The 15609-nt window shown below is 40.0% G+C and carries 16 protein-coding genes; all 16 read right to left on the reverse strand.

Going from position 1 to position 15609, the window contains the following annotated elements; translation table 11 throughout:
• Positions 1-20: 20 nt before the first annotated feature.
• A complete protein-coding gene (locus tag AC27EF_RS07280; protein ID WP_487109971.1) occupies positions 21-1055 on the reverse strand; it encodes an electron transfer flavoprotein subunit alpha/FixB family protein in 1035 nt (344 codons plus the stop codon).
• 24 nt (positions 1056-1079) lie between these two features.
• A complete protein-coding gene (locus AC27EF_RS07285; RefSeq protein ID WP_487109972.1) occupies positions 1080-1862 on the reverse strand; it encodes an electron transfer flavoprotein subunit beta/FixA family protein in 783 nt (260 codons plus the stop codon).
• Positions 1863-1876: 14 nt separating this feature from the next.
• Positions 1877-3028 (reverse strand): acyl-CoA dehydrogenase, encoded by a 1152-nt coding sequence (locus AC27EF_RS07290; protein WP_487109974.1) that lies wholly within the window; start codon positions 3026-3028, stop codon positions 1877-1879.
• 87 nt (positions 3029-3115) lie between these two features.
• The gene (locus tag AC27EF_RS07295; RefSeq protein WP_487109975.1) at positions 3116-3955 is read right to left on the reverse strand and encodes a 3-hydroxybutyryl-CoA dehydrogenase; all 840 of its coding nucleotides are present in this window, start codon (positions 3953-3955) and stop codon (positions 3116-3118) included.
• Between the two features lie 80 nt (positions 3956-4035).
• The gene (locus AC27EF_RS07300; protein WP_487109977.1) at positions 4036-4827 is read right to left on the reverse strand and encodes an enoyl-CoA hydratase-related protein; all 792 of its coding nucleotides are present in this window, start codon (positions 4825-4827) and stop codon (positions 4036-4038) included.
• 35 nt (positions 4828-4862) lie between these two features.
• Positions 4863-6047 carry an acetyl-CoA C-acetyltransferase gene (locus AC27EF_RS07305; protein WP_487109978.1) on the reverse strand — a complete coding sequence of 395 codons (1185 nt, stop codon included), beginning with the start codon at positions 6045-6047 and terminating at the stop codon, positions 4863-4865.
• A 495-nt stretch (positions 6048-6542) separates the two neighbouring features.
• Positions 6543-7052: an acetolactate synthase small subunit gene (ilvN, locus tag AC27EF_RS07310; RefSeq protein WP_487109979.1), complete on the reverse strand. Its 510-nt coding sequence runs from the start codon at positions 7050-7052 to the stop codon at positions 6543-6545.
• Between the two features lie 12 nt (positions 7053-7064).
• Entirely contained in the window at positions 7065-8801 is a 1737-nt protein-coding gene (ilvB, locus tag AC27EF_RS07315; RefSeq protein WP_487109981.1) for a biosynthetic-type acetolactate synthase large subunit, read from the reverse strand.
• A gap of 1 nt (position 8802) precedes the next feature.
• The gene (gene scpB, locus AC27EF_RS07320) at positions 8803-9396 is read right to left on the reverse strand and encodes an SMC-Scp complex subunit ScpB (RefSeq protein ID WP_487109983.1); all 594 of its coding nucleotides are present in this window, start codon (positions 9394-9396) and stop codon (positions 8803-8805) included.
• A gap of 5 nt (positions 9397-9401) precedes the next feature.
• Positions 9402-10142: a segregation and condensation protein A gene (locus AC27EF_RS07325; RefSeq protein ID WP_487109985.1), complete on the reverse strand. Its 741-nt coding sequence runs from the start codon at positions 10140-10142 to the stop codon at positions 9402-9404.
• Positions 10132-11031 (reverse strand): metallophosphoesterase, encoded by a 900-nt coding sequence (locus tag AC27EF_RS07330; protein ID WP_487109987.1) that lies wholly within the window; start codon positions 11029-11031, stop codon positions 10132-10134. Before AC27EF_RS07330 ends, AC27EF_RS07325 begins: the two co-directional genes overlap by 11 nt.
• 184 nt (positions 11032-11215) lie before the next feature.
• Positions 11216-11569: a PTS glucitol/sorbitol transporter subunit IIA gene (locus AC27EF_RS07335; RefSeq protein ID WP_487110021.1), complete on the reverse strand. Its 354-nt coding sequence runs from the start codon at positions 11567-11569 to the stop codon at positions 11216-11218.
• A gap of 37 nt (positions 11570-11606) precedes the next feature.
• Complete coding sequence (gene srlE, locus AC27EF_RS07340) at positions 11607-12617, reverse strand: PTS glucitol/sorbitol transporter subunit IIB (RefSeq protein ID WP_487109989.1); 1011 nt, start codon at positions 12615-12617, stop codon at positions 11607-11609.
• Between the two features lie 27 nt (positions 12618-12644).
• A complete protein-coding gene (srlA, locus tag AC27EF_RS07345) occupies positions 12645-13187 on the reverse strand; it encodes a PTS glucitol/sorbitol transporter subunit IIC (RefSeq protein WP_487109991.1) in 543 nt (180 codons plus the stop codon).
• A gap of 16 nt (positions 13188-13203) precedes the next feature.
• Entirely contained in the window at positions 13204-13656 is a 453-nt protein-coding gene (locus AC27EF_RS07350) for a transcriptional regulator GutM (RefSeq protein ID WP_487109993.1), read from the reverse strand.
• Between the two features lie 15 nt (positions 13657-13671).
• Complete coding sequence (locus tag AC27EF_RS07355; RefSeq protein WP_487109995.1) at positions 13672-15594, reverse strand: BglG family transcription antiterminator; 1923 nt, start codon at positions 15592-15594, stop codon at positions 13672-13674.
• Between the last annotated feature and the right edge of the window lie 15 nt (positions 15595-15609).

Raw genomic sequence — 15609 nt, forward strand, 5'->3', positions numbered from 1 at the left:
ATTCTTATCTTAAAAGCTGCTTATTTCACAACGGCTCTTAATTTTTCTGTTAAAGCTGGAACAATTTTATTCAAATCTCCAACAATTCCATAATCTGCTACATCAAAAATCGGAGCAGTTTCATCTTTATTGATTGCAATAATGATATCAGATTCTTCCATACCTGCAACATGCTGAATTGCACCGGAAATACCAATTGCAAAGTAAACGTTCGGACGTACTGTTTTTCCTGTCTGTCCAACCTGAATATCTCTTGGCTGCCATCCATTATCTACAACAGCACGAGAACAGCTGACTTCTCCTCCGAGAACTTCCGCTAATTCTTTTAACATTCCAAATCCTTCTTCTCCAACGCCACGTCCACCGGATACAAGAATCTTAGCATCCATAATATCAACTGTTTCCGTTACAGACTTAACGATTTCCATAATTTCAACATATTTGTTATCCGGAGTAAATCCTGGATTAAACTCAATCACCTCAGCCTTTGCACCTTCGATTGGATCAATCTTCTGCATAACACCAGGACGTACAGTTGCCATCTGAGGACGATTGTCCGGACAAGCAATTGTCGCGATTGTGTTTCCACCGAAAGCAGGACGTGTCATTAGTAACTGATTGTGTTTCTGCTCTCTTCCCGGAATCGGATTTAATGGGAAATCACCAATTTCAAGAACTGTACAATCAGCTGTTAATCCTGTCTGAACACGTGCAGAAACACGAGGTCCAAGATCACGACCGATTGCAGTTGCTCCAACTAACATGATTTCCGGTTTGTATTCATTGATTACAGATGCTAACGCATGTGTATATGGCTCTGTTCTATAATCCTTCAATTCAGGATCATCTACAACGATAACTTTGTCTGCACCATATACTGCAAGATCATCTGCCAGTCCTTTGACATCTGAACCAATCAGAACAGCAGTTACGTCTGTATCTAAGTCTTTTGCTAAGTCTTTTGCTTTTCCAAGTAATTCGAATGCGATGCCGCTTAATTCGTTATCTACCTGCTGTGCAAAGACGTATACGCCTCTATATTCTTCTAAACCCATTTTATTCACCACTTTTCCTTTTCACTAAATTACATGTTTTTCAGCTAATTTATCCATGATATATTGTACTGACTCTTCTGGGTCAAGTGTAACTTTTTCCCCAGCACCTTTTCTTACTTTATCAGATGCTTTTGCGATCTTTGTCGGAGATCCCGCAAGACCAAGGTTAGAATCATCAACATCTTTGAGGTCTTTTCTTCCCCATGTTGTTACTTCCGCATCATATGCATCAAAGATTCCGCCCGGTGTCATATATCTTGGCTCATTTAACTCTGCTAAAGCAGTAACTAAGCAAGGCATTTTTGCCTTTACGATGTGGTATCTATCTTCATACTGACGCTGAACAATGACACTGTCCCCGTCAATCTTAATGTCCTCTGCATAAGAGATCACCGGAATATCCAAATGCTCAGAAATCTGAGGTCCAACCTGAGCTGTATCTCCATCAATTGCCTGACGGCCTGTAATGATCAGATCATACTCAAGGTTTCTGATTGCTCCTGCAAGAGTTGTAGAAGTTGCCCATGTGTCAGCTCCTCCTAAGACGCGGTCTGTTACAAGCACACCCTTGTCTGCACCCATTGCCATCGCTTCACGAAGCACTTCATCTGCCTTTGGAAGTCCCATTGTTACAACGGTAACCTCTGCCCCATATTCATCTTTTAATCTAAGTGCCGCTTCCAGTCCAGCTTTATCATCTGGATTCATGATTGTAAGCATTGCACCTCTGTCTAATGTACCATCCGGATTAAATTTAACTCCGCCTTTTGTATCTGGTACCTGTTTTACACAAACAACTATTTTCACGGTAAGTACCTCCCTTATTTCAATAAGCTTCCAGAAATAACCATACGCTGAACTTCAGATGTTCCTTCGTAGATTTCTGTGATCTTAGCATCGCGCATCATACGTTCTACATCGTATTCTCTGATGTATCCGTAACCACCATGTAACTGAACAGCTTTTGTTGTCACTTCCATAGCAACTTCTGCCGCATATAATTTTGCCATTGCTGCTTCTACACTGTAAACCTTCTGTGTAGCTTTTGCCATTGCTGCTTTATATACCAACTGTTTTGCAGCTTCTACTTTAGTTGCCATATCAGCTAACTGGAACTGTGTATTCTGGAACTGTCCGATTGTACGTCCGAACTGTTTTCTTTCTTTAACATATTCGATTGTTCTTTCTAATGCACCTTCTGCAAGTCCAAGAGCCTGAGAAGCGATACCAATACGACCTCCATCAAGAGTATGCATTGCAATACCGAAACCTTTTCCCTGCTTTCCTAACAGATTTTCTTTTGGAATACGGCAGTCTTCGAAAATTAATTCATATGTAGCTGATCCGCGGATACCCATTTTCTTTTCTTTTGTTCCAAATGTGAAACCTGGAGTTCCTTTTTCCACGATGAACGCAGAAATTTCTTTCATTTTTCTTCCGCGTTTTTCAACAATACCTGTTACAGCGATTACGATATAAACGTCTGCGTAGCTACCATTTGTGATAAAGCACTTAGATCCGTTTAATACCCATTCATCTCCATCTAATACAGCCTTTGTCTGCTGTCCCTGTGCGTCTGTACCTGCACCCGGCTCAGTAAGACCGAAAGCTCCCAATTTTTTTCCTGAAGCTAAATCCGGGATATACTTTTCTTTCTGTTCTTTTGTACCAAAAGTCTGAATCGGATCAATGCACAGAGAAGTATGTGCAGATACAATAACACCTGTTGTTCCACAAACTTTTGATAATTCTTCAACACACATAACGTATGTTAACGGATCGCATCCCTGTCCGCCAAGTTCTTTCGGAACCGGAATACCTAAGAATCCTGCTTTTGCCATCTTTTCCACAGTCTCTACCGGGAACTGTTCATTTTCATCCACGTCCTGTGCAAGAGGCTTTACTTCATTTTCAGCAAACTCTTTGAAAAGAGTTCTTGCCATCTCGTGTTTCTTACTTAATGTGAAATCCATTCTTTATTCCTCCATATTGATTTCTATAAAGTGATCTTCTGTATCCGCAGCTCACCATTCCGCGAATACAGAAGAAAAGCTCTTTTCTTATTTGCTGTAATCGTAGAATCCTTTACCAGTCTTCTGACCTAATAATCCGCCACGAACCATTTTTCTTAATAATGGATGCGGACGATATTTTGTATCTCCAAATTCATTGTAAAGAACTTCCATAATTGCAAGACATACATCCAAACCAATCAGGTCTCCCAGAGCTAATGGTCCCATCGGATGATTTGCACCTAATTTCATAGCTGTATCAATACCTTCTACAGATGCAACTCCATCTGCATAAATTCCAACAGCCTCATTAATCATCGGAATTAAGACTCTGTTTACTACAAATCCTGCGCCTTCCTCTACCTGTACCGGCACTTTACCGATTGCTTCAGAGATTTCTTTGATCTTTTCAACCGTTTCTTTTGGTGTATTGATTCCTGCAATAACTTCCACAAGCTTCATAACCGGAGCCGGATTGAAGAAATGCATACCAATCATCGGACGATCCAGTCCTGCACCGATTTCTGTAATTGACAGAGAAGAAGTATTGGTTGCAAAAATAGCATCTGCTTTACAGATTTCCTGCAATTCTTTAAATGTCTGTTTTTTAATTTCCATATTTTCGATTGCTGCCTCAATGATCAGGTCGCAATCTGTACAAATATCTTTCACACCTGTTGTGATCTTAGAAAGAATTGCATCTGCAGCCGCCTGCTCCATCTTTCCTCTTGCAACACGTTTTTCAAGGCCTTTTGCAATTTTTGCTTTTCCATTTGCTGCAAATTCTTCATTAATGTCGCAAAGACATACTTCAAATCCTTCTGTTTGAGCAAATGCCTGTGCAATTCCGCTGCCCATTGTTCCAGCGCCGATAACTCCAACTTTCATGATATTTCCTCCTGATAAAATATTAATAATGTAACCCTGTATGCAGAAGTTCCTGCATACAGGAAATCAATGACTGACTCTTATTTGTTTTGGAACGGAACTACTTTCAGTTTCTTCGCTTTATCTTTTTCAAGGAAGTTTCCCATTCCCGCTCTCTGATCTTCTGTCTCAAAGCAGCTTCCAAACGCTTTTTCTTCAATTACAATAGCCTGGTCCATATCAACCTGAAGACCATCGTTGATCGCCTTCTTTGATGCACGAACTGCAATCGGTGCATTTGACGCAATTTTTGCCGCCATCTTCTTTGCTGCCGCAAGCAGTTCGTCCTGAGGATAAACCGCATTGACAAGACCGATTCTCAAAGCTTCCTCTGCCTTAATATTAAAAGCTGTATAGATCATCTCTTTTGCTTTTCCCACACCGACAATACGTGCAAGTCTCTGTGTTCCTCCGAATCCAGGAGTAATTCCCAGACCAACCTCCGGCTGTCCGAAAATCGCATTTTCTGAGCAAAGTCTAATGTCACAGCTCATGGAGATTTCACATCCTCCGCCCAAAGCAAATCCGTTGATTGCTGCAATAACAGGAATAGGGAATGTTTCAATCTTACGGAATACATCGTTTCCAACTTTACCGAAAGCTTCTCCTTCTTCTTTTGTCAATGTGCTCATTTCTCCGATATCAGCACCTGCAACAAAGGATTTATCTCCGGCTCCTGTCAATACAACAGCTCTTGTCTCATTTAAATCAATCGCGTCAAATGCCGCTTCAATTTCTTTCAATACGTCACTGTTTAATGCGTTTAAAGCTTTGGGACGATTGATTGTAACAACACCTACAAAACCATCCTGTTCATATGTAATGAATTCCATAAAAGAATTCTCCTTTCACAAAAATACTCCGTTTCCTAGTCTCTCTCAACAATTGTTGTGCAGCCCATTCCACCACCGATGCAAAGAGTTGCAAGACCTTTCTTCGCGTCTCTTCTCTGCATCTCATGGAGCAACGTAACAAGGATTCGGCATCCTGAAGCACCTACCGGATGTCCCAGAGCAATAGCTCCGCCGTTTACATTGACTTTATCCATATCGAATTTCAAATCTCTTGCCACTGCTACAGACTGTGCTGCGAAAGCTTCGTTAGCTTCAATTAAATCCATGTCATCGATTGTAAGATTTGCTTTTGCTAATGCTTTTGTTGTAGAGGCAACAGGTCCGACTCCCATGATCTTAGGATCAACTCCTCCAAGAGCTCCTGTAACATAAGAAGCCATCGGTGTCACTCCTAATTCTTTTGCTTTCTCTTCGCTCATAACAACAACTGCCGCTGCACCATCATTGATTCCAGAAGCATTTCCTGCTGTTACAACTCCGCCTTCTTTTCCTGAGCAGCATCTTAATCCGGCCAAAGACTCTGCTGTTGTTCCGGCTCTTGGTCCCTCATCTGTATCAACGACTACTGTTTTCTTTCTCTGTTTTACTTCTACAGGAACGATTTCTTCTTTAAATGTTCCAGCTTCCTGAGCTGCAACTGCTTTTTGCTGAGATCTTGCTGCAAATTCATCTAATTCTTCACGAGTCAGATTCCACTGCTCAGCAACGTTCTCTGCTGTAATCATCATATGGTAATGATTGAATGCATCTGTTAATGCATCATTTACCATGGTATCTACCAATGTTCCGTTATTCATACGATATCCGAAACGTGCGTTTGGTAATGCAAATGGAGCCATTGACATGTTTTCCATACCACCTGCAACTACGATGTCAGCATCGCCTGCCTGAATCATCTGTGCAGCCATGTTAACACAATTAAGACCGGAACCACATACAACGTTTACTGTTACTGCCGGAACTTCAATTGGAAGTCCTGCATTAATGGAAGCCTGACGAGCTACGTTCTGTCCTAAGCCAGCCTGAATAACACAACCCATATATACATGGTCAACCTGATCTGCCGGAACTCCTGCTCTGTTCAGTGCTTCTTTAATTACAATGGACCCTAAATCTGCTGCCGGAGTTGTGCTTAATCCTCCGCCCATTTTTCCGATCGCTGTACGGCATGCACCTGCAATAACTACTTTCTTTGCCATATCAATTTTCCTCCATATTATTCTAAATTTTTAGTCATCGGTTCTCTTTATCCGCCGATATGTTAATAGTATCACAATCTTTTCTTTTTTTCAATTCATAATTTCCAAAAAGAAGATCCTTGTTTTTTTTAAAACGCCACAACCCGCATAAATACGTAGTTTTTTAGTGTATACAATACATCGCTCAAATTGTATTTTTTTTAACACAATGTCTTTGTATTCATAACCGCAGAAAACAGAATTGATAACTTTTCGGCATTTTTTTAAAAAAACCGAAGATATTTTCGTGAAAAAAATAACAATTTTTATAAAATAAGTATATTTATATTCTCCATATATATTATTTGAAGGCTGTTCTGCCTTCTACGGAAGGCATTCTTTCCCTTTATCGAACTATAGGGAATCGTAAGAATCTTCCTGCATATTAAAAAAGGAAGAAAAAAATCATTCCCAATTTTTTTCTTCCTGAAATTTAAAACTGTATCGAAACAATCCTCAGCGATCCTGCATGCTAATGCAGTCGATTGCCACCGGTCCGCCGCGGACAACCTCAATGTTAGTATATCGTTCCTTGAACACCTTTAAAATAGAATCATTCTTTGTCTCTGTACGGATTGCTTCTATTAAAAGACTGTCTTTTCCCATATCTTTAATTAAAAAGCGAAAAACCTCCGCCATTTGAAAAATCTCCGCCATTTGTTTTTCATTGAGACTTTTTACCTTTATAAACATAATCTCTTTTGTGCGGATCGAGGTATCCGTATAATCAATCACTTTTATGACTTCCACACTTCGGTTTAATTGCTTCTTTACCTGCTCAAAAGTTTTTTCATCCGCATCAATACAGATTGTCATACGAGACATCGTCGGATCTTCTGTCTCACCCACGGTAAGACTATGTATATTATAGGCTTTTCCCGAAAACAATCCGGAAATTCTGGCAAGAACCCCCGCACGATTTTCCACAAACAAAGACAGCCATCTTCTTTCCATATGATTTTCCATGTCTCTCTCCTCCTATCGTTCCAAAATCAAATCTGTTATTGATCCATTTGGTTTTACCATTGGCATCACAAGTTCTTCGTCTTCAATCACAAATTCAATGATGGTTGGTCCATCCTTCTTCCTTCTCGCTTTCTCAAAAGCTGAAAAAATCTCTTCTTTTTTGAAAACACGAATTCCCTGTGCTCCATAGCTCTCTGCTAATTTTACAAAATCCGGTGTATATGGCGGACATTTTGAAAAATCTCCATCACAATGATGCTCACAGCTTTTTCTTCTACGCAAACAGGTTCCCGCATATTTTTTGTCATAGAACAGATCCTGCCATTGTCTTACCATTCCCAGATAACCATTGTTTAAAATACACACGGTAATCGGCAGCTCCTGTATCACTGCTGTGGCAATTTCCTGAGAGTTCATTTGAAATCCCCCATCTCCTGCCACACAGATGACATCACGATTCGGGTTCCCAATTGCCGCTCCGATTGCTGCCGGAAATCCATATCCCATCGTTCCCAGCCCTCCGGAGGTCAGCATTTGGCGTTTCCCGTAAAGCTCCAGAAATTGTGTGGTCCACATCTGATTTTGACCGACATCTGTAGTAACAATCGGTTCATCATAAAAATCATTGATAGCATCAATAATTTGTTTCGGCACCAATTTATCCTTTTCTTCCATTATAATAGGTTTTTCTTCATGCCACCGGTTCAGCAGCTCCAACCAGTCTTGAGTCCTGCATCGCCCTTCATTTTCTGCCAAAGAAAGCATCAAAGAAATGGCTTCCTTTGCATCGCCCACCAGCGGAACATCCACATTGACATTTTTAGAAATTGCCGCAGTATCAATATCAATATGAATAATTTTTGCCTTTGCCGCAAAAGTTCCCAATTTTCCGGTAATTCGATCATTAAATCTCGTACCGATGGAAATCAGCAGATCACTGCTGTTTACTGCCTCATTTGCGGCGTAATTTCCATGCATCCCAATATTTCCAAAATATAGCGGATGATTTGTCGGCACAATCCCCCTGCCCATAATCGTTGTAACCACCGGAATTTGAACAGTTTCCATTAATTTCGTCATTTCTTCAAAAGCCCCGGAAATCTTAGCGCCTCCGCCAATTAAGAATAAGGGCTTTTTTGCCTCATACATCATGTTCATTGCACGCAAAATCTGCCCATGATGTACTTTTGTATTTGGTTTATATCCTCGAATGTTAACTTCTTCCGGATATTCATCACTTCCAAGCTCCGCCATAACATCCTTTGGCAAATCCAAAAGAACCGGTCCCGGTTTTCCGGTTCTGGCAATATAAAACGCCTCCTTGATTAGGCGGTTTAAATCTTCTCTTTTTCTCACAACAATCACAAATTTAGCAATATTTCTTGTAACTCCTACAATATCTACTTCCTGAAATGTATCATTGCCAATCAAATTCGTTGCAACCTGCCCTGTAAAACACACAAGCGGCACGCTGTCATAATTTGCCGTTGCAATTCCGGTAACCAGATTTGTTGCACCGGGACCGCTGGTAGCAAGACAGACTCCAACTTTTCCGGTGGAACGAGCATATCCGTCTGCCGCATGAATCAATCCCTGTTCGTGTCTGGGAAGAACCAGCTCCACTTGGTCCTGCTTGTAAATCTCATCAAAAATATCAATGACGCAGGCCCCCGGATAGCCAAAAAGCTTCTCTACACCTTCCTCCTGCAGCGCTTTTACTAAAAATTCATTTCCTGTCATTTTTCCCATACTACGATTCCTCCATCTCTTCTGCTGTATTAAACTCGTCAAGTACATATTTTATTTCTTCCTGAGCTTCCATTTTAAAATCTTCCACTTGATTTTCTTCGACAACTGGAAGATCTTTGATAGATTCTACTCCAAAGCAGCGTAAAAAATCTTCTGTCGTGCGAAATAAAATCGGACGACCCACAGCGTCTAACCGCCCTGCTTCACAAATCAAATGATATTCTAAAAGTTTATTTACCGGATGATCACACTTCACGCCTCGAATCGCTTCAATCTCCTGCTTTGTCACCGGTTGTTTGTAAGCGATAATCGAAAGAGTCTCAAGCATCACGTCTGTAAGCTTCGGTTTCTTCGGATGATTAACGATCCGAATCAACGATCCGTAAAACTCCGGCTTTGTACAAAGCTGATATGCGCCGTCCAGTTCCAAAAGCTGAATACCTCTTTCTTCTCTTTTGTATTCGCGCTTCAATTGATCAATTAAATATACTAAAAGGTCTTCTTCAATTTCTAAAGCTTCCATTAACTGTCTTTTTGTGACACTTCCGCCCATAGAAAATAAAATCCCTTCAATCATTGCCTGTTTTTGTTTCATATGCATTACTCCAGTGCCTGTATTAAAATATCCTCGCCAATGTCGGTCTGCATTGCCCGAACCCGACCCATTTTCATCAATTCAAGAATTGATAAAAAGGAGACTATGACCGACTCCTTTGTCCTTTGCGTTTCCAAAAGAATCCGAAAACTAACTGACTTTTTTTCTTTTATATAGTTCGCAATTTCCGTCATCTTATCTTCTAATTTAATTTCTTCCTGCCTGATTTCCCCGAATTGGCTGCGAATCGGATCCAGTTTATCCTGACGTTTGCGCATCACAAAAGAAAAAACTTCACTGAGCTGAGAAAGAGTTACATCGCCAAGGATTTCCATTGGATCTATCTCCTCACGATATGCCAGAACCTCATCCGGAAGATCCGATGATCTGAAAAAGCTTTTCATAGCTTCCCGCTCTCTCTCCTTGAGTTTTCCGGAAGCATATTTAAAGACCTTATATTCAATGAGCCTGCGAACCAGTTCCTCTCTTGGATCTCCCTCTTCTTTCTCTTCCTCCGGCGCCGGAAGAAGCATCTTGGCCTTAATTTTCAGAAGTGTCGCCGCCATCACAAGAAAATCACTCATAATATCCAAATCTTCTTTTTCCATTGCTCGAATATACTCTAAATATTGCTCTGTAATTTCGGAAATCGGAATATCATAGATATCAACTTTATTCTTTTCAATCAGATGCATCAAAAGATCCAGTGGTCCCTCAAATATATTCAGTTTAATATCAAGAGCCATGCTTTCTCTCCTTCTTCTTTAATGTAATACAGGAGATCTCGGGCTGATTCAGCAGACGAATTTTCACTGAATGATTTCCCAATCCTCTGCTTACAATCATCGTTGTATCCTTCTTTTGAAATTGCCCTGCATCGTATTGGGGAAATATCTGAAACTGCGGAGAGATCACTCCTCCTAGACCGGGAATTCTGACCATCCCCCCATGAAAATGTCCCGTAAGAACCAAATCACTGCCATAATCCGCATAAGCATCCATATAATTTGGATTGTGCACAAGCAGAATCTGAAAAACTTTTCCTGTATTTTTTCCCACTGCCGTTTCAATTTCTTCCCTTGTCATCTGCGGTACATGAAATCTGTGGTAAAACTTCTTCTCAAGATCAAATGCGGTCAATGATATGAAACCATCATCCGCGGCAAGGACAATGGTCTCATTGGACATATGCTGCACGCCGTACTCTTTCATTTTGTGAATATAATCCTTATATCGCACTCCGAAAATCTCTTCATTCCGAGCCAACCGAAGCTCATGATTTCCATCTGCATAATATACAGGATATCGCTTCGCCAATTCCTTCAAAAGCTCTAACGGGATCTCTTCCGAAACATTTTCTTGGCTGATTACCATATCGCCGCCAATCAGTACAACATCCGGCTTGCATTGCGCAATGGACTCCAAAAGCTTTTGATTCCTAGTCCCAAACTCCCTGCAGTGAAGATCCGTTAAGAATACTATGCGGTATCCGTCAAATGCCTTCGGTATCTTTTCTGAACCAATCTCATATTCTTCAATGACCAATCTCCTGTTTTCATAAATGCTTCGCATTATAATTCCGGCAAGTCCCACTGCCAAAATTCCTGCTGCCATCCATATCCATAAAGGAATCATAAAAGCCCCTTTTCTATCTTATTACTTCTTCTTGTTTGCTTCGCCGCTGCAAAGCATGGTGTTATTATTTATTTTACTAAATACAGAAACAAATTACAACTAAAAAACCAAAGGAAGAACCTATGAAGGCTCTTCCTTTGGTTTCTTTACGCTTTTCCTTGATTTTACCAGGCAGGAAAATAGATTATTCTATAATTGCAATCGTACTTCCGATTTCCAGATCTGGAAGTTCGGCTTTTTCCATACAAATCGTTCCCGGAAGACATTCTGCGTCTTCTCCGCCGAAATTATATGTAACATGTCCTAAATTTTTTAGATTTTCATTGGCTACATCTCCAACCTTTACGATTTGAAACTCTTTTCCGTCGATGACAAGCTTACATCCTGGTTTTACTTCTCCATTAACTGGATTTACATCGATGGAATAACAGAAATCCTTCAGTGTATCCGGCGCATTATCGCCAAATGTAACGAAGATTCCTTCCTCTTTAAACGCGTCGACCATAGCTCCTTTTCCTTTAATCGTTACCTGATACATCATAACTACTTTCCTTTCTTCTATAAAATCTTAATTCTTATTTTGCATAAAGCCCAAAACTTGCTAAATATCCAACCAGAACTCTTGGCACACCTGTAATAAATCTTGAATAAAGAACTGCCGGTACACCTACTTCTACTGTTTCCGGATCTGCCTCCGCAAGACCAAGTCCAACCGGTACGAAATCACATGCGCACTGTGTGTTGATTGCCATCAGCGCAGGAAGTGCAAGACTAGGCTCAATGTTTCCTTTTCCTATTTCAACACCGATCAAAGTACCGATGATCTGAGCAATTACCGCACCGGGTCCCAGCAGACAGCTCAAAAACGGAATGGAACAAATAAATCCAAGAATCACAAGTCCGATGATATTTCCGCATAACGGCTGCAGTAATTTTGCAAACCAATCGCCAAATCCTGAACCCTGAATGATACCGATCAACAAGGAAACAAATCCCATAAACGGTAAAATTGTATGCAGTACAGTATTTACAGATTCTTTCGCTGCACTATTGAACGTCGCAACTACTTTTCCGGCTCCCATACCAACTTTCTGAATAAAGCTTGATTTCCCGCTTGTTCCCATTGTCTCAGACACTTTTTTGTCCGCACTGTATTTAAAATCTTTTTCTTCTTTATTTGACTCCTGTGCCTGAATCGGAGTCTCAGCTCCATCTGCCAGCTCAATTTCATTATTGGTGACACCGGATACATAAATGTCTTCTGTAATATATTTTGCCATCGGTCCTGATTTTCCAACCGGATTAATGTTAATGGTCGGAATTCTCTTCTGCGGATAAATACCACAGCGCAATGTTCCTCCGCAGTCAATAATTACAAGGAAAATTTCTTCTTCCGGTACGGTTGTTTTAAAACCATTCACAGGACGGCAGCCTGTTAATTCTACGATTTTGGGTAAAATATCCGGCTCTGCTCCTCCCCCTGTTATATATAATAACACATCTTTTCCTTCCTTTGGTTCTACAGTTAACGGACCGCCAAATCCGCCGCTTCCCTTTCTGATTGTAATTGCTCTGTATTCTGACATAGTTTTTCCTCCTATATGATATCCATCCTATTTCAATTCATTGCTTAACTCAATTCCCTGCTGCTTCATTACCATTTTGGTTGTAAAATCTGTTGCCCATCCTGCAACAAAGTTCATAACAAGACCAACCAACATATAGCGAAGTCCCAATTCTGTCATATCCATTCCCAGTTTTTCAATTCCCTGAGCAATTCCCAAGTAAATAAAAATCTCTCCCGGATTAATATGAGAAAAGATTCCGCTGTTTGTATGGCAGTGATAAGATGCTGAAGCATAGTAACTTGGTTTCATTCTCTCCGGTAAAAATTTTCCCATTGATAATGCCATTGGATTTCCTAACATAAAAGCTGAAATAAACGGCAGAACACCATATGCTAAAATCACATTTCCAGAACAAACTTTTGCAAACTTATTGACACGTTCCTGACCAATTAAGGCAATGATCGTGTTCATTAAAATTAACAGCAGCAATACTTTCGGAACAATTCCTGAAACCCATCCAATAAATGTCTCCGCTCCTGTGTCAAACAGACCCATAAAACCCTTTGCACCATTAATAATAATATCCATAAAATACTCCTTTCATCTAGGCTTTTTTCTTGTGAACACCGTAGATTCTATCTCCAATTCTGGTTAAGAGTCCCGGTTTTTCCAAGATTTCGCCCCCGCTCATAATTGTATTGTAATTAGAGGAAGCATTCAAAACCGCTCTCCTTAGGGATACCCCAATTGTTTCACAATCTTCTTTTCCAATGGTCCCTACATTTTTCCCACGAAAGAAGTTCCATTCTTTAAACCGTGCAAACATGGTAAATCCCCGCATAAAGCATCCTTCGATAATCACACCTTCCTGATCAATGGCAAACATCACAATGGCTCCTGCATGAAACCCTCCTTTTGCCTTCCCAATGGCAACTCTTCCCATTTTCCGAAGCCTTGTATAATACTTATTAAAACTTCTCATCTGGACCATCTGCATCAAAAACTGCAAAATAAATGCTGCCAGCATTGCCACCGCAATGATCATAAAATATGACATATTTCTCCTCCTCTTTTAATCAAAAATATTGTTTTCTTCTGTAATATACAGTAATAATTCTCTATAGCTTTTCATATACCGAATCCGATCAATCACATTCGGATCTTTGGCAACTTCCAGAATGTCATCGTACAATCGAACTAAAACCATATCATTTTCCATAGATTCAGGAATTCCCAACATAATGACCAGTTTTACATGTTCATAATTTTCATCCCGAAGCTTTTCCGGAAACACTCCTAATCCTAGTGTCAGCTTGGACAAAAGATTCTTTGTATGGGGAAATGCAATATTCTGATCTAAAATCATTGTGGAATATTCTTCCCTTTCTGCGACCCTTTTTGCATAGCCTGCATCCAACTCTCCCTGACAAATGAGAGACTTTGCCATTGCCTCCACATTCTCTTCATAGGAAAGCTTTGAATCCAAAACAAAAAAACGATTCTCATCCAGAAGATTCAGAAACAGTGAATCAATTCCTCTGCGAATTGTTCGACCGGCATCTGATAAATATCTCATATTTTCAAATTTTCTCTGAATATATTCTTTGTCAAATACCTCTTCCATAAAAATGATCGGCGTCTTCGTATCCAGGTTTAATTCTGTGGTTGTTACAATGTAATCAAAGTCATTTTTTCTATATGATTCAAAATTTCCGTTATAGAAAAATTCAAACTCTGGTTCCACATCAAAAATCTTTTTTAATTGATTTTGAATCAGCCTTCCGATAATCTTTCCAGAACCACATACAATTGCAATTTTGCAGTGTTTTCGCTCCGGTTCCTGTTCTGTCAAAAAAACTCCGAAGTATGCGGCCAAAAATCCCATTTCATCTTCTGTAATTTTGACATTCTCCCGTTTCTCAATGACTTCTTTTCCTATTTCAGCCATCTTAAAAGCAAGTGTATATTGATTTTTAAAGTCTTCTGCCATTGCATTATGAATATGTAACCCATATTTCAAACGGTTAATCATAAAAAATACATGATAAACGAAATCATCAAATAATTCATTGGCAATTACTGTAACATCCAATTCTTTTTGAATACGCTCCAGCATTTCTATGATAAGATCCGCTACTTCTTCAGAAACTCCAATCCGCTGCTCAATTTCCTTTGTATTTGCAGGAGTCCTCATGCCCGCAATGGAAATGCATAGAAAAATACGCTCTTCTCTTGAAATTTTGTATCCCTTGACCTCTTCAATCTCTGTCAAAAACTCGTCCACAATCTCATATGCCTGATTTTCATAGAGCTCCTGATATTTTTCCTCCAGCTTCGTAATCCTGTGTCCGCTTTCAATCCGCTGAATCATCACTACAAAGAAGCGAAAAAAGAAACTAAATCCCAATGCATCCATGCCAAGCTTTTTTTGAAACTCATACAGTTTCTCCCGTACAATTTTCCCCAATGGAAAATTTAAATACAAATGCTCATAAACGTTTTCCAACAAGAACATTCGGATATGAAACTCGTCTCCTACAAGACTTAATCCCGTATTGGCCTTTCCTTTGATTTTTAACTGATACTTTCCGATAATCTTCCGAAGCTTATTGATATCACTGATTGCCGTTGTCCTCCCGACTTTCATCTCTTCCGACAAATCATCGGTCAAATACGGTTCTTCTGACTCCATCAGCTGCCAGAACAAATATGCCATTCTCGTCTGCGCCGAATTAAATAAATCGTCCTGCTCGAAAATTCTATTTCGTATTTCCAAAAAACCTTTTTGATCAAAAACAATTAGTTTGCATTCTCCTTTTTGACTGCTGATCGTCGCGTAGCCTCCCAACAGAAGGTTTAACTCTTTGATATCATTTTGAACAGTTTTCGTTGACACCTTTAACTTTCCTGCCAGTTTTTCAGTGCTGCATATAGACTGCATTTCAATATTTTTTAAAATTGCCGCGATTCTGTTTTCTTCTTGAAAAAATTTCATCGGTTATCCCTTTTA

The sequence above is a fragment of the Anaerostipes stercorihominis genome (assembly GCF_057535655.1).